This is a genomic window from Methylobacterium sp. FW306-05-D (assembly GCF_058782155.1).
On the sequence record NZ_JBYSXL010000008.1, the window covers coordinates 58,769 to 83,249 of the forward strand.

At 69.5% G+C, this 24,481-nt stretch carries 19 protein-coding genes and 1 pseudogene; 13 read left to right on the forward strand and 7 right to left on the reverse strand.

The genetic code is table 11. The features are described from left to right. Positions 1–5: 5 nt before the first annotated feature. Both AC3WLN_RS05280 and AC3WLN_RS05285 read right to left on the reverse strand, forming a co-directional pair. On the reverse strand, positions 6–446 hold the full coding sequence (locus AC3WLN_RS05280; RefSeq protein WP_492480031.1) for a response regulator: 441 nt from the start codon (positions 444–446) through the stop codon (positions 6–8). Beyond that, positions 443–1,564, reverse strand: coding sequence for a histidine kinase dimerization/phosphoacceptor domain -containing protein (locus tag AC3WLN_RS05285; protein ID WP_492480032.1), 1,122 nt, complete (start codon positions 1,562–1,564; stop codon positions 443–445). The genes AC3WLN_RS05280 and AC3WLN_RS05285 overlap by 4 nt, the downstream gene beginning before the upstream one ends. A gap of 414 nt (positions 1,565–1,978) precedes the next feature. On the opposite strand from AC3WLN_RS05285, the gene AC3WLN_RS05290 reads away from it, so the two are divergent. Next, positions 1,979–3,172, forward strand: a complete 1,194-nt coding sequence (locus tag AC3WLN_RS05290) for a patatin-like phospholipase family protein (RefSeq protein ID WP_492480033.1) — start codon at positions 1,979–1,981, stop codon at positions 3,170–3,172. 138 nt (positions 3,173–3,310) lie between these two features. Further along, entirely contained in the window at positions 3,311–4,936 is a 1,626-nt protein-coding gene (locus tag AC3WLN_RS05295) for an ABC-F family ATP-binding cassette domain-containing protein (protein ID WP_492480034.1), read from the forward strand. Between the two features lie 120 nt (positions 4,937–5,056). Here the strand turns inward: AC3WLN_RS05295 and AC3WLN_RS05300 are convergent, their stop codons facing one another. Further along, a complete protein-coding gene (locus tag AC3WLN_RS05300; RefSeq protein WP_055945825.1) occupies positions 5,057–5,185 on the reverse strand; it encodes a hypothetical protein in 129 nt (42 codons plus the stop codon). A 187-nt stretch (positions 5,186–5,372) separates the two neighbouring features. On the opposite strand from AC3WLN_RS05300, the gene ppk2 reads away from it, so the two are divergent. Beyond that, positions 5,373–6,302 carry a polyphosphate kinase 2 gene (gene ppk2, locus AC3WLN_RS05305; RefSeq protein ID WP_492480035.1) on the forward strand — a complete coding sequence of 310 codons (930 nt, stop codon included), beginning with the start codon at positions 5,373–5,375 and terminating at the stop codon, positions 6,300–6,302. A gap of 96 nt (positions 6,303–6,398) precedes the next feature. After that, the gene (locus tag AC3WLN_RS05310) at positions 6,399–7,208 is read left to right on the forward strand and encodes an enoyl-CoA hydratase/isomerase family protein (protein WP_492480036.1); all 810 of its coding nucleotides are present in this window, start codon (positions 6,399–6,401) and stop codon (positions 7,206–7,208) included. A 3-nt stretch (positions 7,209–7,211) separates the two neighbouring features. On the opposite strand, the gene minC is transcribed toward AC3WLN_RS05310, so the two are convergent. Then, positions 7,212–7,877, reverse strand: coding sequence for a septum site-determining protein MinC (minC, locus tag AC3WLN_RS05315; RefSeq protein ID WP_492480059.1), 666 nt, complete (start codon positions 7,875–7,877; stop codon positions 7,212–7,214). Positions 7,878–8,292: 415 nt separating this feature from the next. Between minC and AC3WLN_RS05320 the strand changes: the two genes are divergently transcribed. From AC3WLN_RS05320 to AC3WLN_RS05340, 5 genes are all read left to right on the forward strand, one after another. Beyond that, the gene (locus AC3WLN_RS05320; protein ID WP_492480037.1) at positions 8,293–8,631 is read left to right on the forward strand and encodes an iron transporter; all 339 of its coding nucleotides are present in this window, start codon (positions 8,293–8,295) and stop codon (positions 8,629–8,631) included. After that, positions 8,628–10,166, forward strand: coding sequence for a PepSY-associated TM helix domain-containing protein (locus AC3WLN_RS05325; protein WP_492480038.1), 1,539 nt, complete (start codon positions 8,628–8,630; stop codon positions 10,164–10,166). Before AC3WLN_RS05320 ends, AC3WLN_RS05325 begins: the two co-directional genes overlap by 4 nt. Beyond that, entirely contained in the window at positions 10,163–10,501 is a 339-nt protein-coding gene (locus tag AC3WLN_RS05330; RefSeq protein ID WP_492480039.1) for a DUF3325 domain-containing protein, read from the forward strand. The genes AC3WLN_RS05325 and AC3WLN_RS05330 overlap by 4 nt, the downstream gene beginning before the upstream one ends. A 52-nt stretch (positions 10,502–10,553) precedes the next feature. Beyond that, entirely contained in the window at positions 10,554–11,846 is a 1,293-nt protein-coding gene (locus AC3WLN_RS05335) for an ArgE/DapE family deacylase (protein ID WP_492480040.1), read from the forward strand. 96 nt (positions 11,847–11,942) lie between these two features. Next, a complete protein-coding gene (locus tag AC3WLN_RS05340) occupies positions 11,943–13,448 on the forward strand; it encodes a hypothetical protein (RefSeq protein WP_492480041.1) in 1,506 nt (501 codons plus the stop codon). A gap of 4 nt (positions 13,449–13,452) precedes the next feature. Here AC3WLN_RS05340 and AC3WLN_RS05345 read toward each other — a convergent pair whose 3' ends face one another. From AC3WLN_RS05345 to AC3WLN_RS05355, 3 genes are all read right to left on the reverse strand, one after another. Next, positions 13,453–14,778: a dicarboxylate/amino acid:cation symporter gene (locus AC3WLN_RS05345; protein ID WP_492480042.1), complete on the reverse strand. Its 1,326-nt coding sequence runs from the start codon at positions 14,776–14,778 to the stop codon at positions 13,453–13,455. 249 nt (positions 14,779–15,027) lie between these two features. Further along, positions 15,028–16,443 carry an aspartate ammonia-lyase gene (gene aspA, locus AC3WLN_RS05350; protein WP_492480043.1) on the reverse strand — a complete coding sequence of 472 codons (1,416 nt, stop codon included), beginning with the start codon at positions 16,441–16,443 and terminating at the stop codon, positions 15,028–15,030. Between the two features lie 242 nt (positions 16,444–16,685). Beyond that, entirely contained in the window at positions 16,686–17,585 is a 900-nt protein-coding gene (locus AC3WLN_RS05355) for a LysR family transcriptional regulator (protein WP_492480044.1), read from the reverse strand. A 179-nt stretch (positions 17,586–17,764) separates the two neighbouring features. Between AC3WLN_RS05355 and AC3WLN_RS05360 the strand changes: the two are divergent. The 4 genes and pseudogenes from AC3WLN_RS05360 to AC3WLN_RS05375 form a co-directional block, all read left to right on the forward strand. Next, positions 17,765–18,157 (forward strand): annotated as a pseudogene (locus AC3WLN_RS05360) (MFS transporter); the annotation flags it as partial. 133 nt (positions 18,158–18,290) lie between these two features. Continuing rightward, positions 18,291–19,079 carry an MFS transporter gene (locus AC3WLN_RS05365; protein WP_492480045.1) on the forward strand — a complete coding sequence of 263 codons (789 nt, stop codon included), beginning with the start codon at positions 18,291–18,293 and terminating at the stop codon, positions 19,077–19,079. A 157-nt stretch (positions 19,080–19,236) separates the two neighbouring features. After that, on the forward strand, positions 19,237–21,057 hold the full coding sequence (gene typA / locus AC3WLN_RS05370; RefSeq protein WP_492480046.1) for a translational GTPase TypA: 1,821 nt from the start codon (positions 19,237–19,239) through the stop codon (positions 21,055–21,057). Between the two features lie 568 nt (positions 21,058–21,625). Then, entirely contained in the window at positions 21,626–24,469 is a 2,844-nt protein-coding gene (locus AC3WLN_RS05375; RefSeq protein WP_492480047.1) for an Eco57I restriction-modification methylase domain-containing protein, read from the forward strand. Positions 24,470–24,481: the final 12 nt, after the last annotated feature.

A 24,481-nucleotide genomic window follows, 5' to 3' on the forward strand; every position in this document is an offset into this window, starting at 1 on the left:
CCCGCCTAGACGCCGAGGGCCTCACGGTAGGCCGGTGCGAGGCGCAGACCGAGGGGCACGGGCGCGCGGGGCGGCGGCGCGCGCAGGCACGCGGTGAAGAACGCCATCGTGTCCAGGATGACCGCCTCGGTGAAGGGCTTGGCGATGACGCCGGCAGCCCCTTCGAACCCCTCCGGCAGGTGCTGGGCATTGGCGGTCACGAAGACCATCGCCATCGCGGGATCTCCCCGCAGCGCCCGGACGATGTCGATGCCGGACGAACCGCCGCGCAGCTGGAGGTCGACGAAGACGAAGTCCGGCCGCTCCGCGCGGGCGATGCCGATCGCCTCGTCGGCGGTCGCCGCGGTGCCGACGACGGTGTGGCCGGCATCCTCCACGAGGAGTTCGAGCTGCATCAGGATGAGTGCCTCGTCTTCCGCGATCAGGACCCGGAGAGGCTCGCTCACGTGCCGTCCTTCGCGCCCGGAGACTCGCGCGGCAGGCGAATATCGATCGAGGTTCCGGGATGTCCCGGATGCCAGGCGATGCTGGCGTTCAGCTGACGGGCCAGGCTCTCGATCAGGCGCTTGCCGAAGGAGCGCGTCCCCACCACCTCCTGGGGCATGCCGACGCCGTCGTCGATGATCCGGATGCCGAAGTAGCGCCCGTCAGGCTGGACCCGGATCGAGAGGCGGCCGGACCGGCCGTCGGGGAAGGCGTGCTTGAGCGCGTTGGTGATGAGCTCGTTCATCATCAGCGCCACCGGAGGGGCCTTCTCCACCGGCACCTCGACGGGCTCGAGGTCGAGATGCAGGCTGATCTCGGAGCGGCCGGAGCCGCGCACGAGGTCGGTGGCCAGCTCCCGGGCGAACTCGGCGACGTCGAAGCGCTCGACGTCGTGGGACTGGTAGAGCCGCTTGTGCACCGTGCCCAGAGCCTCGACCCGCGTCAGCATCGACTTCATGGCTTCGCGCGCGGTGGGGTCCGAGATGCTCCGCGTCTGCATCGTCAGGAGGGAGGCGACCATCTGCAGGTTGTTCTTCACCCGGTGGTCGACCTCGTGCACCAGCATGGTCTTGGCCGCCAGGGCATCCGAGAGTTCGCGGGTCCGCTTGGCGACCTCGCGCTCGAAATGCTCCTTCTCGTTCTGCGTCCGCATCTGCGCGTCGACCCGGTCGGTGACGTCGAGCTGCGAGGCGAAGAAGTAGTGCAGGTCGCCGGCCATGGTGACGACCGGGCTCATGTAGAGGGCGTTCCAGAACGGGGTGCCGTCCTTGCGGTAGTTCAGGATGTCGACGGCGATGTCGCGTCGGGCGTCCACCGCCTCACGCAGCTGCCGGACCGCGTTCGGATCGGTGTCGGGGCCCTGCAGGAAGCGGCAGTTGCGCCCCATGATCTCTTCGCGCTCGTAGCCGGTGAGGCGCAGGAAGGCATCGTTGACGAAGACGATCGGGTTGTCGGCCCGGCGCGGGTCCGTGACGATCATGGGCATCCGGGTCGCCCGGATGGCGGCGGCGAAGGGATCGCCCTTGCCGTCCTCGACCATCAGGTCGTCCGTCATGTGCCACGCGTCGTCTCGTTCCATCGCCTCTGCCTCCTCCTCGCTACACCGACCCGCGCGGCCGGCCCGCCGCCGCCGACATCGTCACGACCGTCGGCGGCCCATGCGGACGGCGCGGCCGGTCCGCGCGGGCGCGATCGGTCGGCGAGAGCGGGTTTCGCGAGGGAAACGGGATGTCGGACCATCGATGCGACGGGCAACCGTCACAGGATGGTGCTCCAACGGACCTGCGTGCGGGAAGTTCATTTGATGTTGCAACCGGACGCGACGGCCGCGAGATCCACAGACGTTCGCGAGAGCGGACGGGATCGAGCCGCCTGCTGCCCGAATGCCACACCGGTGAGGCCTCGCGAAGCGTAGCCGGAACACGGCAAAGGCCAAGCTCGTTTCCGTGCTAGGGTCGCATCGGGGTCGGGCTCCGGAATCTTGGCAGTGAACATGTCGAACATGCGTCGTCTCCGGTGGACTCGGGGGCTCCTCGCCCTGCTCGCCGCCGGCCAGCTCGCGGCCTGTGGCACCACACCCCGCACTCCCTACACGGCGAGCGAGGCGGCCGCCGCGGTCCTGCCCGGGCTCGATCCGAACGTCCGCGCCTATGCGGACGCCTCGGAGAAGACCTTCACCGAGATGTCGGCGCGCCCCGAGAACAGCAAGGTGCCGTTCGCCTACCTCGCCCTGTCCGGCGGCGGCGGCGACGGGGCCTACGGTGCCGGCCTGCTGAACGGCTGGACGGAATCCGGCAAGCGTCCGGAATTCTCCCTGGTCTCCGGCGTGTCCACCGGTGCGCTGATCGCCCCCTTCGCCTTCGTCGGTCCGGAATACGACGCCGTCCTGAAGGACATCTACACCAGCGGCGTCGCCTCGACGCTGGTGCAGTCGCCGAGCTTCGCCAACGTTCTGTTCGGCTCGGGCCTGTTCGGCGACGGACGGCTGCGCGGCCTCGTGCGCCGCTACGTGACGCCGGACCTCCTCGCCGCGGTCGCCGCCCAGCATGCCAAGGGCCGTCGCCTCCTCGTGGTGACGACGAACCTCGACGCCCAGCGCGCCGTGATCTGGAACATGGGTGCCATCGCCGCCAGCGGCGGGCCCGCGGCGATCGACCTGTTCACCGACGTGCTCACCGCCTCGGCCAGCATCCCGGCGGTGTTCCCGCCCCAGCTCATCGACGTCCAGGCGGCGCAGCGCACCTTCCAGGAAATGCATGTCGACGGCTCGGTGGTGACGCCGGTGTTCACCCTCCCGCAATCGTTCCTGCTCCGCGACCGCCGGTTCAAGGCGGGCGCCAAGTCGGACATCTACGTCATCATCAACGGGCGGCTGGAGCCGGAATTCGATCTCGCCCAGAACAACACGCTCTCCATCGTCGAGCGCTCGTTCACCACGGCGAGCCGCGCCCGCAGCCGCGCCACCCTGGCCTCGACCTACGCCTTCACCCGCGCCAACGGCATCGGCTTCAACCTCGCCTATATCGACGAATCCGCGCCCAACACCTCGACCGCGCGCGGCTTCGACACGGGCTACATGCGCAGCCTCTACGAGGCCGGCTACCAGACGGGCCGCACCGGCACCTTCTGGCAGAAGAACGTGCCGGTGGCGCCGCTGGTCAAGGCCTCGGTCGTCGCCGCGCAATAGACCGGCGACCGGTCGGGCGGAACGCGTGGAGCGAGGGGGCCGGTTGCGCCGGGCACCCCTCGCGCCGGATGGTGCGGTGCGGTAGAGTCCCGTCAGCGTCCGGGTCCGTCCGGTGTCCGCCCCCGACGAGTCCCCCGCATGATCCAGATCGAAGACCTCACCTTCAGCGCCTGGGGCCGGCGCTTCTTCGATCGCGCCAGCGTCGCCGTACCGCCGGGTTCCAAGGTCGGGCTCGTCGGCCGCAACGGCGTCGGCAAGTCGACCCTGTTCAAGATCATCCTGGGCGAACTGCAGCCCGACGGCGGTGCCATCCTGCTGCCGAAGACGGCGCGCGTCGCCTCGGTCGACCAGGAGCATCCCGCGACGCCCGTCAGCCTGATCGACACGATCCTGGCGGCGGATGTGGAGCGCGAGGCCCTGAACGCCGAGCTCGAGACCGCCGCGCCCGAGCGCCTGGGCGAGATCTATGCCCGCCTCATCGAGATCGACGCCGACCGGGCGCCGGCCCGGGCCGGCGAGATCCTGGCCGGCCTCGGTTTCTCGGTGGAGGACCTGACCCGGCCGATGGCGGAATTCTCCGGCGGCTGGCGCATGCGCGTGGCGCTGGCCGCCGCCCTCTTCGCCGAGCCGGACATGCTTCTGCTGGACGAGCCCACCAACTACCTGGATCTCGAGGGGGCCCTCTGGCTGGAGGCGCGGCTCAAGCGCTACCCGCACTCGGCCCTGATCATCAGCCACGACCGCGAGCTCCTGAACAATTCGGTGGACGCGATCCTGCACGTGGCCGGCGGCAAGCTCGAACTCTACGCGGGCGGCTACGACGATTTCGAGAAGCGCCGGGCCGAGAAGGCCCGCCTCCAGGCCTCGACCAAGCAGAAGCAGGAGGCCGAACGCGCGCATCTCCAGAGCTTCATCGACCGGTTCAAGGCCAAGGCCTCGAAGGCGGCCCAGGCGCAGTCCCGCGTCAAGCGCCTCGCCAAGCTGGAGCCGATCGCCACCACCATCGAAGAACACGTGGCGCCGTTCCACCTGCCCTCGCCGAAGCGCCCCCTGGCGCCGCCCCTGATGCATCTGACGAACGCCACCATCGCGTATGGCGACGATGCGCCGGTGCTGCGCGACCTCAACCTGACCCTCGACGTCGACGACCGCATCGGACTCCTCGGCGTCAACGGGGCCGGCAAGTCGACCTTCGCCAAGATGGCGGCCGGTGCGCTCCAGGTGCGTGACGGACGGATGGTGCGGGAGGGCCGGGTGCAGGTCGGCTGGTTCCACCAGCACCAGATCGAGGCCCTCGACCCGAAGGACACGCCGCTGGCCATCATCCGGCGCGAGCGGCCCGACGACAGCGAATCGGCGCGGCGCGCCAAGCTGGCCAGCTTCGGCCTCGCCTTCGACAAGCAGGAGACCACGGTGGACGCCCTGTCGGGCGGCGAGCGCGCGCGGCTGCTCCTCAACCTGGTGGCGATGCAGGCGCCGCACCTGCTCATCCTCGACGAGCCGACCAATCACCTCGACATCGACAGCCGGAGGGCACTCCTCGACGCGCTGAACGATTACGGCGGGGCGGTCATCCTCATCACCCACGACCGCTCGCTGATGGAGCTGGTGGCGGATCGCCTGTGGCTGGCGGCCGACAACACGGTCAAGCCCTTCGCCGGGGACATGGACGATTACGCGAAGTTCGTTCTCGACCGGACTCGCGCCGGCCAGCGTGCGCCCGGGCAGGGACGCGAAAAGAAGGCGAAGCGCCGGGCGGCCTGAGCCGCGAGGGCGTCCGGGCGCCGGAAGGGCCCGGATCGCGAAGGAACCGAAGTTCCGGGCGGCCTGGGCCGCCCGGCGCGCGGAGACCGGTGGATGGGACCGTTCCCTGCGCCAGACTTCCTACTTGCGCAGGATCTTGGTCACGAGGCGGCCGAGCGGCGTGCCGGAATCGTAGTTGCGGTCGTCGCGGACCACGGGACGGTCCTCGTTGCCGAGGAGCTTGGTGACGATGCGTCCGATCAGGCTCATGGGTGGACCCTCTTGCAGTATGGGGCGCCAGGCGGGCCGGACTCGCGGCCCGCGAACGAAATGGCGCAGCTTCCCTCTCAACCCGCGGGACGCGGTCCCCGTTCCCTCCGGCGGTCGGTCGCTCCGCCGCGCCGTATCAAGCCTGTCATGAAGCCGTGATCTAACCTTGGCCGTTAAGGCGGCAGGGATGGACTTTCACATGGACGGCGGGCGACGGGCAGCGGAGGTCGAGGCGATCCGCCGGGAGGTCGCCGACGACTTCGACGAGGAGCTCGAGCTCGAGATGGAGGACGAGCGCCTGGAGCGCCTCGCCGGCGAACTCGGCCGTCCTTCCCGTCCGCCCGGCCTCGACCGCAAGGTCTATTTCCGCGAGCTGTTCCGCCTCCAGCACGAGTTGGTGCGCCTGCAGGACTGGGTCCAGGCCCACAAGCTGCGCGTCGTCGTGATCTTCGAAGGGCGCGACTCCGCCGGCAAGGGCGGCGTGATCAAGCGCATCACCCAGCGGCTCAACCCGCGCGTCTGCCGCGTCGCGGCGCTGCCCGCCCCGAGCGAGCGCGAGCGCACGCAATGGTATTTCCAGCGCTACGTCGCCCATCTGCCGGCCGGCGGCGAGATCGTGCTGTTCGACCGCTCCTGGTACAACCGCGCCGGCGTCGAGCGCGTGATGGGCTTCTGCTCGGCCGACGAGGTGGAGGAGTTCTTCCGCTCCGTTCCCGAATTCGAACGCATGCTGACACGCTCCGGGATCATCGTGCTGAAATACTGGTTCTCGATCACCGACGAGGAGCAGGCCTTCCGCTTCCATATGCGCATCCACGATCCCCTGAAGCAGTGGAAGCTCTCGCCGATGGACGTGCAGTCCCGCCGCCGCTGGGAGGACTACACCAAGGCCAAGGAGGACATGCTCGCCCGGACCCACATCCCGGAGGCACCGTGGTGGGTGGTCGAGGCCGTCGACAAGAAGCGCGCCCGGCTCAACTGCATCAGCCACTTCCTCGCGCAGATCCCCTACGGCGACGTCGAGCATCCGCCCGTGCACCTGCCGGACCGGGAGCGCCACGACGACTACACCCGCCACCCCGTGCCGCCCGAGATGTTCGTGCCCGCGGTGTTCTGAGACGGAGGGACGCGAGCCGGCCGCTTGCCCCGGCCGGCCCCGATGGGCGAGAGGGTTAGCGCAGGCTTTCCGCGCCTGCGCGCCCAGGGACCCGGCATGACCGATACCGACCAGACCCCTACCGAGGACCTTCTCTTGACGGTCGAGGGCGGCATCGCCCGCCTCACCCTCAACCGGCCGCAGGCACGCAACGCGCTCACCTTCGGCATGTACCAGGGGCTGATCGATGCCTGCGCGCGCATCGAGGCGGATGGGGACATCAAGGCCCTCGTCATCACGGGGGCGGGCGACAAGGCTTTCGCGGCCGGCACCGACATCGCCCAGTTCCGGAGCTTCTCGAACGCCCAGGACGCGATCGCCTACGAGCGCTTCATGGATCGGGTGATGGGTGCGCTGGAGCGCCTGCCCGTGCCGACCATCGCGGCGATCGCCGGCGCCTGCACCGGGGGCGGGGCGGCCATCGCGGCGGCCTGCGACCTGCGGCTCGCCACCCGGGACGCCCGGCTCGGTTTCCCCATCGCCCGGACCTTGGGCAATTGCCTCTCCCTCGGCAACCTGCGCCGGCTCTCCGCCCTGATCGGCCCGGCGCGGGTCAAGGACATGATCTTCACCGCCCGCCTCGTCGGGGCCGAGGAGGCCCTGGCCATCGGACTCGTGGGCGAGGTCCTGCCCGATGCCGAGGCCCTGGCGACCCGCGCCACGGAACTCGCGGCCCTGGTCGCCGGTCACGCGCCGCTCACCCTGCGGGCGACCAAGGAAGGCCTGCGCCGCCTCCAGGACGCGGACGAGACGGGGGCCGAGCGTCCCGGCGACGACCTCATCCGCCTCTGCTACACCAGCGCCGATTTTCGCGAGGGCATGGAGGCGTTCCTCGCCAAGCGCTCTCCGGCCTGGACCGGCCGGTAGCGCCTAGTCCAGCCCGGCCACCTTGATGGCATCGCCCTCGAGCCGGACCTGGGCCGGCAGCCCGCGCTGGACCGGGCCGAGGTCGTCGGCGGTGCGGTAGAGGCCGTCGATGGCGATGAGTTCGGGTTCGAACCGGCGGCAGGTGATGCGGGCCTCCGGATTGCCCGCCGCCCCCGCGATCGCCCGGCCGCGCAGGGCGCCGTAGACGTGGAGCGAGCCGCCCGCGATCACCTCGGCGCCGGAGGCCACCGAGCCCATCACGGTGATGTCGCCCTCGAGATGCAGGATGGTCTGGCCGGAGCGCACCGGCGCATCGAGGATCAGCGAGCGGAACGGGGCCGGCGCCGAGGGCACTACGGGCGTGTCGGGCTCGGCGTCCGGCGTCGCCTGCGGGGCCGGGACGGCGTCGACCGGGCGCCCGCCCGCCGGGGGCGGCGGCAGGCCGGGGCCGAGCTGTCCCGGATCGGCGCCCTCGATGCCCATCACGGCGACGTCGCGGGCGGCGAGGTCCGCCACCAGGGCGGTCAGGGCCTCCCGTTCGAGTCCGAGCCCGGCCACGTCGAGGATCACCGGCCGCCCGACGAAGAAGGCCGGCGAGCGCTGGGCCAGGGCGTCGAGTTCGTCGAGCCAGTCCGAGACGGGCAGCACCGGGGCGAGCACCAGGGCCATGAACGAGCGGCCGCGGAAGCGGATCGGGGGACGGGAGGAGCTTGCGGTCACGATCGGGTGTCTTGTTCTCGTGCGGTGTTCGCGGGAAGCGGGCGCTGGGCGTCACCTTATCCTAACCCGCGTTCGGGATGCACAGGGCGCGACCTGCGGCCCGTCAACACGATTTCCGATGGCGAGCCGGTGTCCGCACCCCGACGAGGTCGCAGGGTGAAGGGCAGCGTCGGAAAGTCGAATTGGAATGATTCCATAACATAGCGTTTGCGAGCCCAAGACCAGGATCGCTATAGCGAGACGATCCCCGTGAGATCGGGGGGCGGCCGAGAGATCGTCCCGGCCGTGACTGCCAGATCTGCCTGCCGTTGCGGGGTTCGGCTCCGCGCTCGTCTCGCCCACGCTCGTCCCGAAGGTGTTGCCCGTGACGGATGTTTCCAGTCTCCCCGACAGGAGCCGCCTGCGACTAGGCTGGCGCTACCGCGCGGCGGTGGCCGCGCGCGTGGGGCTGGCGGCCTTCGGCGGCTACGCGCTCGCGGGGCTGGCGACCGCCTTCCTGTCGCTGACCCTGCCGATGGTGCGCTCGGAAGCGGTGGCCACCGCGACCCTGATCAGCTTCGCCATCCTGGCCGGAGCCGTGATCTGGGTCTTCGCCGCCCGTACGCTGATGCGCGCCGCTCTCGGCCTCGGGGTTCCGATCGCGCTGGTGGGCCTCGGCCTCTGGCTCGCCCTCGACGGCGTCACGATGGGACCGCCCGCATGAGGCAGGGATTCCGTCAGTCCATGGCCTGGCTCCACACCTGGGCCGGGCTCGTCACCGGCTGGGTGATGTTCGCCGTGTTCGTCACCGGCACCGCCACCTACTACCGCACCGACATCTCGCTCTGGATGCGCCCGGAGTTGCACGCCGGCCCCACCGATCCGGTCCCGGCCGCCGAACGCGGCATCGCCTACCTGAAGGCCCACGCCCCGAAGGCCATGGCCTGGTACGTCTCGGTGCCGCAGCCGGACCGCCCGGTCATCGGGGCCTATTGGATGGACAGCCTGGATGCGCCCCTCGGCCAGGCCATGCTCGACGTCGAGACGGGCGCGCCGACCAGGGCGCGCGACACCCACGGCGGCGACTTCTTCTACCGCTTCCATTACGAGCTCCAGATGATGCCGGGACTCGGCCGCTGGATCGTCGGGGCCGCCGCGCTGATCCTCCTCGTCGCCCTGATCTCCGGCATCGTCACCCACCGGCGCATCTTCGCCGACTTCTTCACCTTCCGGCGGGACAAGTCGGCCCAGCGCGGCTGGCTCGACGCGCACAACGTCACCGGCGTGCTCGCCCTGCCGTTCCACCTGATGATCACCTATACGGGGATCGTCACGCTCGGCGTGATGTACATGCCCTGGGGCGTCACGGCGGCCTACAAGGGCGACGAGCTGCGCTTCTACGTCGAGGCCGCCCAGACCACGACCTGGCGTCCGGCCGCCGGGCGCCCTGCCGAGGCCGTCCCGCTGGCGCCGCTCCTGGCCCGGGCCCAGGGCGAGGTCTCCGAGCCCCTCGAGATGGTCATCGTGAACAACCCGGGCGACGCCAACGCCACGGTGGTCGCGGTGTTCGAGGAGCCCCACGGGCTCGCCCACCAGCATCCCCAGATCGCCTTCGACGCCGCCTCCGGCGCCGTCGTCGAGCGGGTAACGACGATGAAGCCGGCCGCGCACGTCTTCACCAGCTTCATGGGCCTGCACGAGGCGCATTTCGCAAGTTCCGCGCTTCGGGCGCTGTTCTTCCTCTGCGGCCTGCTCGGCGCGGCCACCATCGCCACGGGCCTCATCCTGTGGACCGTCGCCCGGGCGCCGAAGGCGGGCGAGGTGCCGGGCTTCGGCCTGCGTCTCGTGCGCGGCCTGAACATCGGCACGATCCTCGGCCTGCCCATCGGCATGGCGGCGTTCCTCCTCGGCAACCGCCTGCTGCCCGTCGACCTCGCCCATCGGGCGACCTGGGAGGGCGCCGTGTTCTTCGGGGCCTGGGCGCTCGCCGCCCTGGTGCCCCTGGTGCGGCCGTACCGCCGGGCCTGGACCGAGACGGGCCTCGCCGCCGGCCTCCTGTTCGCCGCCGTGCCGGTGGTGAGCGCGCTGACCACGGATCGCGGCCTCGATTTCCTGGCCTTCGACGCCGCCATGCTGGGGCTCGGCCTCGTCCTGGCCCTCGGGGCCCGCCAGGTCTCCCGCTTCGAGGAGCGTCGCCGGTCCGCGAAATCGGTGCGCCCCGTCCAGGGCCGGTCGCCCGAAGGTCTCGTCGAAGCATGACGCCGCTCTCCATCGCCCTCAACCTCGCCCTGAGCTTCGCCGGGCTCGCCGCCCTCTGCCTCGCGATGGATCGGCATCACCGGGCCATCGTGGGGCGCGATCAGAGCCGGACCCGCGCCCGGGCCCTGCGCCTCTCCGGCTGGGCCGCCATCGCGGCCTCCTTCGCGGCCGCCGTCGTGACCTCGGACTGGAACTTCGGTCCGGTGCAGTGGATCGGCTCGCTGACCGGCGCCGCCCTCGTCGTCGTCGGGCTGGTCTCCTACCGGCCGGCCTGGATCCGCCCGGCGGCCCTGCTCGCCCTGCCGCTGGCGCTCGTGGCGGCCCTGCTCGCCTGAACGCGCCGGCGTCGCTATCCTGGCGGCCGCCGCAGCCTGAGCCGGAGCGCCGATGCCCCTCGATCCCGCCCTTGCCGCCTGCATCGCCGAGGCCGTCGCGGCGGGGTTCCCCGAGCAGGTCGCTCACACGCAAGCCCTGGTGCGGTTCGGCTCGACGCGGGGCGCCGAGCACGCGATCCAGGACTTCGTCTTCCGGTCCTTCCGCGCGCGGGGCTACGCCCTCGACCGCTTCACCATGGATGGGGCGGCCCTCGCCGCCCATCCTGGCGGGGCCGCGATGTCCGAGACGCATTCGCAGGCGCCCCTCGTCGTCGGCATCCACCGGCCCCGGGCCGAGACCGGGCGCTCGCTGATCCTCCAAGCCCATGTCGACGTGGTGCCGCCCGGCCCTCCCGACCTCTGGACCCATCCGCCCTTCGAGCCCGTCATCGACGGCGACTGGATGTACGGACGGGGCGCCGCCGACATGAAGGCGGGCCACGCCGCCAACCTGTTCGCCCTCGACGCGCTGGCCAGGGTCGGCCTGCAGCCGGCCGCCACCGTCACCCTGCAATCGGTGGTCGAGGAGGAATCCACCGGCAACGGCGCCCTGATGACCCACCTGCGCGGCTACCGTGCCGATGCCGTGCTGATCCCCGAGCCGGAGGACGAGAAGCTCGTGCGCGCCAATGTCGGCGTGCTGTGGTTCACCGTCGAGGTCCGCGGCCGCCCGGTCCATGTCCGCGAGATGGGGGCCGGCGCCAACGCCATCGACGCCACCTACCGGGTGATCGGCGCCCTGCGGGCCCTCGAGGCGCGCTGGAACGCCGAGAAGGCGGCCCATCCCCATTTCGCCGACCAGCCCGACGCCATCAACCTCAATGTCGGCCGGATCGAGGGCGGCGACTGGGCCTCCTCGGTGCCGGCCTGGTGCCGGATCGACTGCCGCATCGCCCTCTATCCGGGCGTCTCGGCCGGGGAGGCCGCCCGCGCGGTGGAGCAGGCGATCGCCGATTTCGCCCGGGACGATGCCTTCCTGTCGAACACGCCGCCCCGCGTCGCCTTCAACGGCTTCTTCTCCGAGGGCTATGTCCTGGCGGAGGGGTCGGACGCCGAGGCGGTTCTCGGCCGCGCCCACCGGACCGCGACCGGTGCGGAACTGCAGAGCTTCATGTCGCCGAGCTATCTCGATACCAGGGTCTACGCACTCTACGACCGGGTGCCGGCGCTCTGCTACGGGCCGATCAGTCAGAACATCCACGGCTTCGACGAGCGCGTCAGCCTCGCCTCCGTGCAGCGGATCACCACCGCGATGGCGCTCTTCATCGCCGAATGGTGCGGGACGGAGGCCCGGGACGCCGCCTGACCCGGCGGCCATCCGCGACATTGTGAGAACCGGCGGTGTGGATGGCGTCCCGGTGGAGCCTTGCCGAACCGCTGGGCTCCGCTAACCCTCTCCCCCGTGACACATCCGCGTACCGCTTCCCCCGCCGCGCCGCCCGGCGTCCTTCGCCGTCCGGCTCCCCTGGCCGCGTGCCTGTCGCTCCTTCTGGGGCTCGCGCCCGGCGGGGCGGGCGCGCAGACCACCGATACGAGTTGCTACGTCACCGGTGGCGGCACCCTGGAGATCTGCCGCGGAAGCGAGGCCGAGGGCGTGTTCTTCGCGCCCCGGGCCTGCGAATCCGCCAGCAGCGTGCAGATTCTCCGCACGACGCCCGGCACCGGGCCGCTCCAGGCGGTCTACCAAGCCGAGACCCCGTCAGCGCCCGGAAAGTCCCGACGCGGCGAGGCGGCCGAGGCCTGCGCGGCGCGCCGGGCCACCGATCCCCTCGACGGCGGCTCGGTCCGCTCCGGTGCGATGCCGGAGCAGCTTGCCACCACGATGCCGCCGACCCAGGGACGCCTGTGGGAGATGGCCCGCGAGGTCGCCCGCAGCCAGGAGGGGCGCCGGGAGCGTGGCCGGCGCGGCCGTCGCCGGGCCGAGGCCGAGGCGCCCCCGACGCCCGATCCGGCGGGCGAGGGCATCGCGGCCCGTCACCCGATGACGGTCGCGGGGCGCGCCTGGGGCGGGGACGCCTACAGCTATGTGTTCTTCCTCGCGGCGGTGCCGACGGAGGCCGGCAACCGGCACGCGCTGCTCCAGGCCCGCACGCTGGACTTCGCGAGTTTCGACATCCGCGGACGCTCCGAGGCGGGAACGGTCTGGACGCCGTTCGGCGGGGACCGTCCGGAGGGGCGCTCCCGCCGTGGCCGGTCGCGGACGCCCGAGGCGCCGAGCCCGAGCGCCGTCCTCGACGAGACCGGGGCGGCGATCATCGGCAACTGCGCCGGCCAGGGCTTCGACCGCACCGACCTCGTCGGCGCGATCAGCGTGGTCGATCAGGTCTACCACTACTACTATACCGACGTGCTGCCCTCGGACTGCAACGAGCCGTCCGCGTCCCGACGCATGGGCCTCTACCTGCGCACGAGCCGGGACCTCACCGCCGACCGTGTCTGGTCGCCGGCCCGCACCATCGCCGAACCGCTGCCGGGCCAGAGCCTCGTGCGGGTCGCCAAGGCCCGGGACATGGATCGCTGGGTGGCGGCCTATCGCTGCAACCGGCCCGCCAACACCATGGACGGCCCCGTCGCCGACATCTGCGTGCAGTACACCGCCGATCTCGCGCCGAGCTCCCTCGCGACCCTGACGTGGTTCTCGGAGCCGCAGGCGATCATGCGCTCCACCGCTTATCTCGGCCTGCGCTCGGGCGGCGACGGATCGGGCCGTTTCGGACGCAGCCAGCATTTCTGGATGACCGACCGCTACGGCAACCTCGCGACTCCGACCAATTACCGTGCCAAGGCCGGCTTCCTGACATGGCTCGACCGGCTCGCGCCCGGACCGGGCGGCGCGAACGCATCCAGCGTGTTCGGCCGTCCGGTCTACTGGGCCACCTGGTCGGTGCGGCCGTTGGCGGCGAAGTAGCGCCTCAGGCCCGGGCCGGGGCCAGGGCGGCCGTCGCGTCGGTCCCGGCTTCCGCGGGCAGATCCGTCTCCGCGCCCATCTCGCCCTGCCACTGGGCGACGGCGGCGGTGGCGAGGCCGTTGCCGAGGACGTTGGTGACGGTGCGGCCCATGTCGAGGATCTGGTCGACGCCCATGATGAGCAGGATGCCGGCCGCCGGCAGCCCGAACATCGGCACGGTCGCGGCCACCACCACGAGGGAGGCACGCGGCACGCCGGCGATGCCCTTGCTCGTCACCATCATGACGAGGAGCATCGTGAACTGCTCGGCGACGCCGAGATGGATGCCGAAGGCCTGCGCGATGAAGAGCGCCGCCATGGCCTGGTACATCATCGAGCCGTCGAGGTTGAACGAGTAGCCGAGCGGCAGCACGAAGCCGGTGACGCGGGGGCGCACGCCGAACTTCTCCAGCACCTCGACGGTGCGCGGGAAGGCGGCCTCGCTCGAGGCGGTGGAGAAGGCGAGGATCATCGGGGCGCGCAGCAGATCCAGCAGCCGCACCACCCGGGTGCCCAGCGCCAGCCATCCGGCGCCGATCAGGATCACCCAGAGCACGGCGAGGCCGAGGTAGAACGCGCCGATGAACTTGCCGTAGTCGATGAGGACGCCGAGGCCCTGGACCGTGATCACCGCCGCGATCGCGGCGAAGACCGCCAGTGGAGCGAGCCGCATCACCGCGTCGGTGACCGCGAACATCACCCGGGCGAGGCCGTCGATCATGTGCACCATCGGGTCGGCATAGCGCCGGTCGATCACGCTGAGGCCGGAGCCGAAGAAGATCGAGAACACCAGGATCTGCAGCACCTCGTTGGTGGCCATGGCCGAGACGATGCTGGTCGGGAATACGTGGGTAAGGAAGTCGCGCAGGTTCAGCGAGGCGCCTTTCAGCCCGGTCTGGGCGCCCGCCTCCGGCAGCGGCAGGGCGAGGCCGGCCCCCGGCTGGAACAGGTTGGCGACGAGGAACCCGAGGGTCAGCGACACCACGGAGGCGGTGAGGAACCAGCCCATGGCGAGGGCTGCGACCCGGCCCACCGTGCGGGTATCGCCGAAGCTCGCGATGCCCGACACGATGGTGGCGAAGACCAGCGGCGCGATGATCATCTTGATCAGGCGCAGGAAGATGTCCGTGCAGAGCGTGAAGTACCCAGCGATCTCCTTGGCTTCTGCCGGCCCCGCCGCCGCCCCGTGCAGGATCGCGCCGACCAGGATGCCGAGGACGAGGCCGATACCGGTGTAGAGGGTGAGCCGGCCGGGTTTCCTGCCGTCCGCCTTGATGTCGCTTTTGGTCATGGTGTTTCCTCCCGATGAATGCTGTTGGCGCCGTGTCGGCGCTCTGGATCGCGGGTCATGGCGTGACCCGGTCAGGTGCAGCGTTTCCCTCACCCCTCTGCAGGGGAGGGTGGTCGCGGAGCGACCGGGAGAGGGGGCGACCTCTCCGGAACCGTCGCACCCCTCTCCCGACCCGCGCTGACGCGCGAGCAACCCTCCCCCGCAGAGGGGGGAGGGGGATGCGCACCAAGGGTCAGCAGACTTGAGCCCTCAGGCCACCGAGAACGCCTGCGGCCGGGTCAGGCGGTCCGGCTGGAGCACGGCGTCGAGCTGCTCCTTGGCCATGAGGCCCTTCTCGAGCACGAGCTCGTAGACGCCGCGTCCGGTGGCATGAGCTTCCAGGGCCACCGCGGTGGCGTTGCGGTAGCCGATGTAGGGGTTGAGGGCCGTGACGATGCCGATCGACTGCTCCACGCTGGCGCGCAGGCGCTCGCGGTTGGCGGTGATGCCCTGGACGCAGTGGACGTCGAGGGTGATGCAGGCCGCACGCAGGTGGGTGAGGCTGTTGAACAGGCTGTAGGCGATGACCGGCTCGAAGGCGTTGAGCTGGAGCTGGCCGGCCTCGGCCGCGAAGGTGATGGTCACGTCGTTGCCGATGACCTCGAAGGCGACCTGGTTGACCACCTCGGGGATCACCGGATTGACCTTGCCGGGCATGATCGAGGAGCCGGCCTGGCGTGCCGGCAGGTTGATCTCGTTGAAGCCGGCGCGCGGGCCGCTGGACAGGAGGCGCAGGTCGTTGCAGGTCTTCGACAGCTTGACGGCCACCCGCTTGAGCACGCCCGAGAGCTGCACGAAGGCCCCGCAATCCTGGGTCGCCTCGACGAGGTCCTCGGCCGTCTGCAGGGGGATGCCGGTGATCTCCGAGAGGCGCGCGCAGACGAGGGCGGCGTAGAGCGGATGCGCGGTGATGCCGGTGCCGATCGCGGTGGCTCCCATGTTGATCTCACGGATCAGCAGGGCGGCCTCCCCGAGCCGGGCCTCGTCCTCGCGCAGCATCAGCGCGTAGGTGCCGAATTCCTGGCCCAGCGTCATCGGCACCGCGTCCTGCAGCTGCGTGCGGCCCATCTTGAGGACATCGGAGAACTCGGTCGCCTTGACGGAGAAGCTGGCGCGCAGGCCGGCCATGGCCTCGATCAGCCGCCGGATCGCGCCGGTGGCGGCGATCTTCAGGGCGGTCGGGTACACGTCGTTGGTGCTCTGCCCCATGTTGACGTGCTCGTTGGGGTGCAGGTGCTCGTAGGCGCCGCGCGGATGCCCGAGGATCTCCAGCGCCCGATTGGCGATGACCTCGTTGGCGTTCATGTTGGTGGAGGTGCCGGCCCCGCCCTGGATCAGGTCGACTACGAACTGCTCGTGCAGGGCGCCGGCGCGGATCTCCTCGCAGGCCGCCACGATGGCCTCGGTGCGGGGCGCGTCGAGGAGGCCGAGTTCGCGGTTGGCCAGCGCCGCCGCCTGCTTGATCGCCGCGAGCGCGTTGATGAGGTCGGGGCAGTCGGCCAGGGTCCGGCCCGTGATCGCGAAGTTCTCGACCGCCCGCAGGGTGTGGACGCCGTAATAGGCTTGCCCCGGCACCTCCCTGTCGCCCAGAAGGTCGTGCTCGGTGCGGGTCGGATGGTCGGTCACAGGTCTCTCCTCGTATTCCGGGGCGAGCGGCGTGCGGATGCGATCCGACACGGCGTGCGGGGCGGGCAGCGGCCACGCGGATGCGTCGGCGCGGCCGCGTGAGCGGCCTCGCCTCGGGTCTTCGTGGAGGGTCGGGATGGGGTGCGCCCGCGGTTCGCTGCGGGGCAACTGCGGCTCAGATCGCCGCTGAGAGGGGATTAGCTCCGCGCGTCGCGCGCCGCCAATGCTCGTTTCGACAGCGTTTATTCCTGCAATGCATAGTTTGGTTCATCCAGGGCGGCGGCGGCCCAGACGGCGTCGAGGAACGGTCGGGCACGCTCGGCGCTCCGGTAGAGGCGGATCTCCATCAGCATCTCGGCGCTGACGACCTTCAGGGCGCCCGAGTCGATCTCGCCCGCCACCAGGCTGACGGGGAGCCAGGCGACGCCGTGGCCGGCCAGTGCCATGGAGCGCAGGGCCTCGGCCATGGAATTTTCGTTGGTGTGGATCGGGTAGGTGACCGGCGCGCCCTCCCGGGACTGGGCGATGGCGGCGAGGAGGCCGAGGAAGGACCCGCGGGAATATTGCAGCAGCGGCAGCCGTCCGTCGCGGTCGGGCGGGAGACCGTCGGGGGCGGTCACCGCCACCAGGCTGTCGCGCCCGATGACCCGGTGAGGGTAGCGTTCCGGGTCGAGGGGCATCGGGATGCCCGGGTGATGGTAGGTGAGCAGCAGGTCGTAGCCGCCTTCCACCAGGGCCTGGACGCAGATGTTGAAGTTGTCGGGTAGGACCCGGCTCGCCATCGGCCCCACCGCCTCGCGGATGCCGTTCAACCAGCGGGGCAGGACGGAGAGGCAGAGGGAATGGAGTGCCGTGATCGTCACCACCGGCAGGCTGGAGCGCTCGCTGCGATTGCGGAAATCGGCGCGGCTGAGGGTGAGGAGGCGCAGCACCTCCTCGGCGGTCTCGAGGAACTGGCGTCCGTCCGCCGTGAGGGTGATCGGGTAGGTGCTGCGGTCGAGGAGCACCGTGCCGAGCCAGACCTCCAGGGAGCGGATGCGCCGGCTGAAGGCCGATTGGGTGACGAACCGCGCCTCGGCCGAGCGCGAGAAGCTGCGGGTCTCGGCCAGGCTGATGAAGTCCTCGATCCACTTGAGTTCCATCGTCGTCCTTCGGCCCCGCCCCCGCTCGCTCCGAGGGCCGGCCGCGAACTCTCGCATCCGTGCGCGCGACGCGGCAAGGTGGGGCCTGCCGAGGGCCGTTTCCCGCCCGGTCCGGCCCTTGCTGGGCGTCCTGGTATCCTCCGCCGAACCCGAGAGAGCGGCGCATGCGCACGACCCCGATGCCGGCCCCCGCGCCGCGCCAGCCCGCCCGGGCCGCCATCGCCGCCTTCGTCGGCACCACCATCGAGTGGTACGACTTCTTCATCTACGGTACGGCCGCCGCCCTGGTGTTCGGGCCGCTCTTCTTCGCCGAGGCGACGCCCTTCGTGGCGACGCTGGCGGCCTTCGGCACCTTCGCGGTGGGCTTCCTTGCCCGGCCCCTCGGCGGGCTGGTCTTCGGCCATGTCGGCGACCGGCTCGGGCGCAAGCGGGCCCTCGTCGTCACCCTGGTGATGATGGGGTTGGCCACCACCGGCATCGGCTTGCTGCCCACCTATGCCAGCATCGGGATCTGGGCGCCGGTGGCGCTGGTGTGCCTGCGCATCCTCCAGGGCATCGCCGTGGGCGGCGAGTGGGGCGGGGCGGTGCTGCTCGCGGCCGAGCACGCGCCGAAGGGGCGCTCGACCTTCTTCGCTTCCTTCGCACCAGCTCGGCAGCCCGGCCGGGCAGATCCTGTCGCTGCTGGCCTTCCGGCTCGCCGGGCTGATGGACAAGGAGAGCTTCCTCGCCTGGGGCTGGCGCCTGCCCTTCCTCGTCAGCATCGTCCTGCTCTTCGTGGGCCTGTTCATCCGCCTCGGGGTCGGCGAATCACCCGACTTCCAAGAGGATCGAGACGCCGCGAGCCGGACCGCCGCCCCGGCCCAGGCTCCGATTCGCGAGGTTCTGGCCACCAGCCTGACGCCGCTGGCCCTGGCGGCGGGGGCCAACACCTTCGCGATCGGCTCGGTCTACCTCTTCAACACCTTCATGATCACCTACACCACGCAATATCTCGGCCTACCCCGGGCGACGATCCTCGACGCGCTGCTGGTGGCGGCCTGCGTCCAATTGGTGATGACGCCGGTGGGCGCGCGGATCGCCGAGGCCATCCGCAACGAGCGGCTGTTCCTCCAGGGCACCCTGATCTGGGCGATGCTGGCGCCCTATCCCCTGTTCCTCCTGGTCGATCTCGGCTCGGTACCGGCCCTGATGCTGGGGCTCGCCCTCAACGTGGTGGGCAGCGCCACCTTCTACGCGGTGATCGCCGGCTACGTGGCCGGCGCCTTTCCGACCCGGGTGCGCTACACCGCGATCTCGGTGGCCTATCAGGTCTGCGGCGCGGTGGCGGGCGGGCTCACCCCGATCGTCGGCACCATCCTGGCCGAGCGCTTCCAGGGCCATTGGTGGCCGATCGCCGTCTTCGGCACCACCCTCGCGGCGATCTCGTTCGTCTGCGTCACCGCGCTCGGCCGCTACCGGGCGCGCACCCCTCTCCTCGAGGCCGCCCGCGCCTGACGGGGGTGGGGCATGCTCGCCCCGGCGGCGGTCGCCCCTTGCCCCGGAGGCCCACACCTTATATTGCAACGCGATAGCTCGATCCCGTGACCCGGCGCAGCCGGCCGCATTCCTGCGGCCCGTCGCGTGACGGGCTCTTCTCGCTTCCGGATACCCTATGAAGCTTCGCAACATCGCCATCATCGCCCACGTCGACCACGGCAAGACGACGCTCGTCGACAAGCTGCTGTCGCAGTCCGGATCGTTCCGCGAGAACCAGCGCGTCGAGGAACGCGCCATGGACTCGAACGACCTCGAGAAGGAGCGCGGCATCACCATCCTGGCCAAGGCGACCTCGGTCGTCTGGAAGGACACCCGCGTCAATGTCGTCGACACCCCCGGCCACGCCGATTTCGGCGGCGAGGTGGAGCGCATCCTCTCGATGGTGGATGGCGTGATCGTGCTCGTCGACGCCGCCGAAGGCCCGATGCCCCAGACCAAGTTCGTGGTCGGCAAGGCCCTCAAGATCGGCCTGAAGCCGATCGTGGCGATCAACAAGGTCGACCGTCCGGACGCCCGCATCACCGAGGTGGTGAACGAGGTGTTCGACCTCTTCGCGGCACTGGACGCCACCGACGAGCAGCTCGACTTCCCGATCCTCTACGGCTCGGGCCGCGCCGGCTGGATGGCGACGGCGCCGGACGGCGACCAGACCCAGGGCCTCGCGCCGCTGTTCGACCTCGTGCTGGAGCACGTGCCCCAGGCGAAGGTGGAGGAGGGTCCGTTCCGGATGCTCGGCACCCTGCTGGAGGCCAACCCGTTCCTCGGCCGCATCATCACCGGCCGCATCGCCTCGGGCACCGTGAAGCCGAACCAGGCCATCAAGGTCATGGACCGCACGGGCAAGCTCGTGGAGACGGGCCGCGTCTCGAAGATCCTGGCCTTCCGCGGTCTGGAGCGCGCCCCCATCGACGTCGGCGAGGCCGGCGACATCGTCTCCATCGCGGGCCTCGTGAAGGGCACCGTGGCCGACACCTTCTGCGATCCGCAGGTCGAGACCCCGATCCAGGCCCAGCCGATCGATCCGCCCACCGTCACCATGTCGTTCATCGTCAACGATTCGCCGCTGGCCGGCACCGAGGGCGACAAGGTCACGAGCCGCATGATCCGCGACCGCCTGTTCAAGGAGGCCGAGGGCAACGTCACGCTCAAGATCGAGGAGGCGGCCGACAAGGATTCGTTCTTCGTTTCGGGCCGCGGCGAACTCCAGCTCGCCATCCTGATCGAGACCATGCGCCGCGAGGGCTTCGAGATCGCCGTCTCGCGTCCCCGCGTGGTGCTCTCCAAGGACGAGAACGACAACGTCCTCGAGCCGGTCGAGGAGGTCGTGGTCGACGTGGACGAGGAGTACTCGGGCGTCGTCGTGCAGAAGATGTCCGAGCGCAAGGCCGAGATGATCGAGATGAAGCCGTCGGGCGGCTCCCGCCTGCGCCTCGTTTTCCATGCGCCCACCCGCGGCCTCATCGGCTACCAGGGTGAGCTCATGACCGATACGCGCGGCACCGCGATCATGAACCGTCTGTTCAAGGCCTACGAGCCCTACAAGGGCGAGATGCCCGGCCGCCGCAACGGCGTGCTGATCTCGAACGACAAGGGCGAGGCCGTGGCCTACGCCATGTGGAACCTCGAGGATCGCGGCCCGATGATGATCGAGCCCGGCGCCAAGGTGTACCAGGGCATGATCATCGGCGAGCACAACCGCGAGAACGATCTCGAGGTGAACGTGCTCAAGGGCAAGAAGCTCACCAACATCCGCACCACCTCGAAGGACGAGGCCGTGCGCCTGACGCCGCCGATCCGCATGACCCTGGAGCGCTCGCTCGCCTGGATTCAGGACGACGAGCTGATGGAGGTTACCCCGAAATCCATCCGCCTGCGCAAGACCTACCTCGACCCGAACGAGCGCAAGCGCTTCGAGCGCTCGGGCGGGGTCGCGTAAGCGCACCCGTCCACGACACTCACAGGACGACGAAAGGCCGGGCGAAAGCCCGGCCTTTTTTCGTTCGGCCGTCTGACTGCCCGCGCCTCCGACAGCATTGGACAGGGTCCAAAAATAACACCTAGAATAAATTTTGATCCAACGTTAGGTTTGGTCATGCTCAGCGTTTCCGCCACTGATCGTCTTGACCTCGCGAGCTTCGCAGGTGCGACCCAACTCCGGATGGGGTCGCACCCCCGCCGGGGGCGGGCCCCTTCGAGTTTGCCCGGTCGGTTCGGACGCACGCCGGTGAGGCCTGCGCCATGCCGCCCCCCGCCCGCTGGAGAGAAAGCCCAGATGGCGGCCGGGCCAGCCGGCCTTTGCGCCGGTGCGTATCCGGCGATCGGCTGAGGCCGGAACGCTCGATCGAGGCTGATGCGGACGCGCCGGAGTGTGTCGAATGGACCTGCAGCGAGGACGCGAGTTCGATCGATTTCTGGAAGTCCTGGATCGGTTGTGCCAGCGCTTCGCGAAATACCGGTCTGAATATCGCAAGGGGCTGGACGAATATTCGTTGCGAAACGAGTACTTGGATCCGTTCTTCGAGGCGTTGGGCTGGGACGTCAGGAATACCAAGGACGATCCGCCCTTCATGCGAGACGTGCGGGTCGAGTACCGGGCCTATGACGGCGTCGTCAACGGCAAGGCGGATTACGTTTTTCGGATCGGCGGGTTCGATCGGTTCGTCTGCGAGGCGAAGAAGTTTCCCGAGAAGCTGGAGAATCATCGGTTCCAGCTGCAGAATTACGTCTACAACCTGCGTCTCTGGATCGGCCTGACGACGAATTTCGACGAGCTGAACCTGTTCGTCGTCGGGGGGAAGCCGAGTCGGGAGAAACCGTTCAGCGTCGTGCCGGGCTGGCGCCTCTGCTATCAGGATTATCTGGCTGCGGCGCCCAAGATCTGGGACCTGCTATCCCGGCAAGCCGTCGCGGCCGGATCCCTGGAAGTCTTCATCCAAGACCTGCCCAAGGTCATCTCCCGGACGGACCGGCAACTCTGGCTGATCAAGCCGGACCGCAACCGGGCCGTCGATACCGATTTCCTGCAGTACCTCGAAGGCGAGCGTGCGCGCTTGGCCAAGTCCCTGATCCGGCATAATCCAGCCCTGCACTGGGATGGGGAGTCGATCAACGAGGCCGTCCAGGTGATCCTCGATCGGCTCATCTTCCAGAGGGTCTGCGAGGACCGCGACATCGATACCTTCCAGACGCTCCGGCAGGCGTTGACGCTCTGGGAACGGCACGGACGCCGGAAGGGCGAACTCTGGAGCGTGATCGTCGGCAATCAGGCGAACATGCGGGCGGCCTTCAACGGTGGACTCTATGGACGGGCCGGAACGCCGTCTCACTTCGTCGAGTCCTGCGTGGTCGACGACCGGTGGCTCGCCGATTTCATCGATCATCTGGCCGGGGACGAATCGCCCTATCTCTTCAGCACCCTGCCGATCGAGATTCTCGGTTCCGTCTACGAGCGCTTCCTTGGCTCGCTCATCGACGAACAGGGGAACGTGACCCCGAAGCCCGAGATCCGGAAGCAGGGCGGCGTCTTCTACACGCCCGAACACATCGTCGCCCACATCGTCGACGGCGCTCTGGCGCCACTCCTGGAGGGCAGGACGCCGGAACAGATGCGCCGAATCCGGATCCTCGATCCGGCCTGCGGGTCCGGAACCTTCCTGATCCGTGCGCTGGAGAAGCTCTTCCAGGCCCATATCCACTACTACCATCTGAACGTGGACAAGCGGGACGGGAAATCCGTCTACATCGACGCGCACGGCGACCTGAAGCTGACCAGTGAACTCAAGAAGCGCATCGCCAAGGATTGCATCTTCGGCGTCGATATCGATCGCCAGGCGGTCGAGGTCTCGGAGATGTCGATCTATCTCAAGATCCTCGAGGGCGAGACCCAATCCACCTTGGGGCGGCAGAAGGTGCTGTTCCCGAACGAGACTTTTCTGCCGGACCTCTCCGGCAACATCCACGTCGGAAACAGCCTCGTCGGACAGGATGCCTACGCGCTGCTGCCGGCCGAGCTGCGGGTCGCCGAGGCGAGGCCGTTCTCCTGGGATCTGGCGTTTCCCGAGGTCTGCGCACGGGGCTGGTTCGACGCCGTCATCGGCAACCCACCCTACGACGTGATCGAGAAGGAACGCGGTGCGGCCTCCTGGCCCCACGACGTCTTCCGCGCCTACCTGGACCGGACGGACCGCCTGGACGCCGCAAAGGGCGGCAAACTGAACCTGTTCCGGTTCTTCCTGATTCAGAGCCTGCAACTCGTCCGGCACAACGGCTATCTGGGCATGATCGTGCCCATGGCACTCCTGGCCGACTTCAGCTGCAGGACGACGCGCCTCTCGGTCCTCGATCAGGTCGACGGTCTCAACGCCTGGGCCTTCCCGCAAAAGGATATCCGGCAGCATCGCGTCTTCTACGATGCCAAGCTGTCGACGGTGGTCGTCGGAGGCCGCAAACGCTCACCCTCCCGGCGCAGGCACAATCCGCGCATCGGCCTCCACGTCTATCCCCGGGCCTCCTTCGACGATCCCTCCCGGGACACCACGATGCAGCGGAGCGAACTGGCGGCCATCGATCCTCTGGGCCTGCCGATCCCGATCGCCGATCAGGCCTCGTGGGAGCTGGCCAAGAAGCTGCATCGATCGAATTCGGTCGCGCGTCTCGACGGGATCGAGGGCATTCGGATCTCCCGCGGCGAGATCAATCAGACGATCTACCGCGCCTACATCACGGATGACCCGCGGCACAGCCGGCTCCTGAAAGGCGTCGAGGTCTCCGCCTACGCGATCCGTCGTACCTTGAGCCAGGGACGGGTCGAATGGTTCGACCGTGTGCGGTACGAGCGGACCCGCAACACACCGGATGCCGTCGGTGTCCGGCGCATCGTGACCCAGAGGATCACCGGCGTTGACGAGAAGCAGCGGATCGTCGCCACCCTCTCGGAGCCAGGGTGGTACTTCGCCGACTCGACCAACGCGGTGGTCGTCGATCCGACCTGTGATCTGTCGCCGGAATACATCCTCGCCTGCCTGAACAGTCGCCTGCTGCAGTGGCGATTCCAGCTCACCAGCTCCAACAACAATGTCGGGACAAACGAACTCGCCGCCCTCCCGATCAGGCTGCTCGACCTCGCTGATGACGGCGAGGCACGCACACACGCCGCGATCGTCGCGCAGGTCGGTCGCCTGATGCAGATCGGCGGGCAGATCCATGCCAGCCCGAGCGAGAGGGTCCGAACGGACGCGATTCAGCGCTTCGCCCAGATTCGGGCTGGCCTCGACCGGACGATCGAGGCGATCTACCAGCTGACCGCGGCCGAAGCGGTCCTGGTCAACCGGCGCTTCGGGGGCAATTGAGGACTCGCGGCG

Bases quoted from the DNA above. Each gene is read 5' to 3' on its own strand.
- AC3WLN_RS05295 (WP_492480034.1), top strand. From the start codon at position 3,311: ATGATCCAGATCGAAGACCTCACCTTCAGCGCCTGGGGCCGGCGCTTC.
- AC3WLN_RS05290 (WP_492480033.1), top strand. From the start codon at position 1,979: ATGTCGAACATGCGTCGTCTCCGGTGGACTCGGGGGCTCCTCGCCCTG.
- typA (WP_492480046.1), top strand. From the start codon at position 19,237: ATGAAGCTTCGCAACATCGCCATCATCGCCCACGTCGACCACGGCAAG.
- AC3WLN_RS05285 (WP_492480032.1), bottom strand. From the start codon at position 1,564: ATGGAACGAGACGACGCGTGGCACATGACGGACGACCTGATGGTCGAG.
- AC3WLN_RS05335 (WP_492480040.1), top strand. From the start codon at position 10,554: ATGCCCCTCGATCCCGCCCTTGCCGCCTGCATCGCCGAGGCCGTCGCG.
- AC3WLN_RS05325 (WP_492480038.1), top strand. From the start codon at position 8,628: ATGAGGCAGGGATTCCGTCAGTCCATGGCCTGGCTCCACACCTGGGCC.
- AC3WLN_RS05365 (WP_492480045.1), top strand. From the start codon at position 18,291: ATGGACAAGGAGAGCTTCCTCGCCTGGGGCTGGCGCCTGCCCTTCCTC.
- AC3WLN_RS05300 (WP_055945825.1), bottom strand. From the start codon at position 5,185: ATGAGCCTGATCGGACGCATCGTCACCAAGCTCCTCGGCAACGAGGAC.
- AC3WLN_RS05355 (WP_492480044.1), bottom strand. From the start codon at position 17,585: ATGGAACTCAAGTGGATCGAGGACTTCATCAGCCTGGCCGAGACCCGC.
- minC (WP_492480059.1), bottom strand. From the start codon at position 7,877: ATGGCCCTGGTGCTCGCCCCGGTGCTGCCCGTCTCGGACTGGCTCGAC.
- AC3WLN_RS05345 (WP_492480042.1), bottom strand. From the start codon at position 14,778: ATGACCAAAAGCGACATCAAGGCGGACGGCAGGAAACCCGGCCGGCTC.
- ppk2 (WP_492480035.1), top strand. From the start codon at position 5,373: ATGGACTTTCACATGGACGGCGGGCGACGGGCAGCGGAGGTCGAGGCG.
- AC3WLN_RS05330 (WP_492480039.1), top strand. From the start codon at position 10,163: ATGACGCCGCTCTCCATCGCCCTCAACCTCGCCCTGAGCTTCGCCGGG.
- AC3WLN_RS05310 (WP_492480036.1), top strand. From the start codon at position 6,399: ATGACCGATACCGACCAGACCCCTACCGAGGACCTTCTCTTGACGGTC.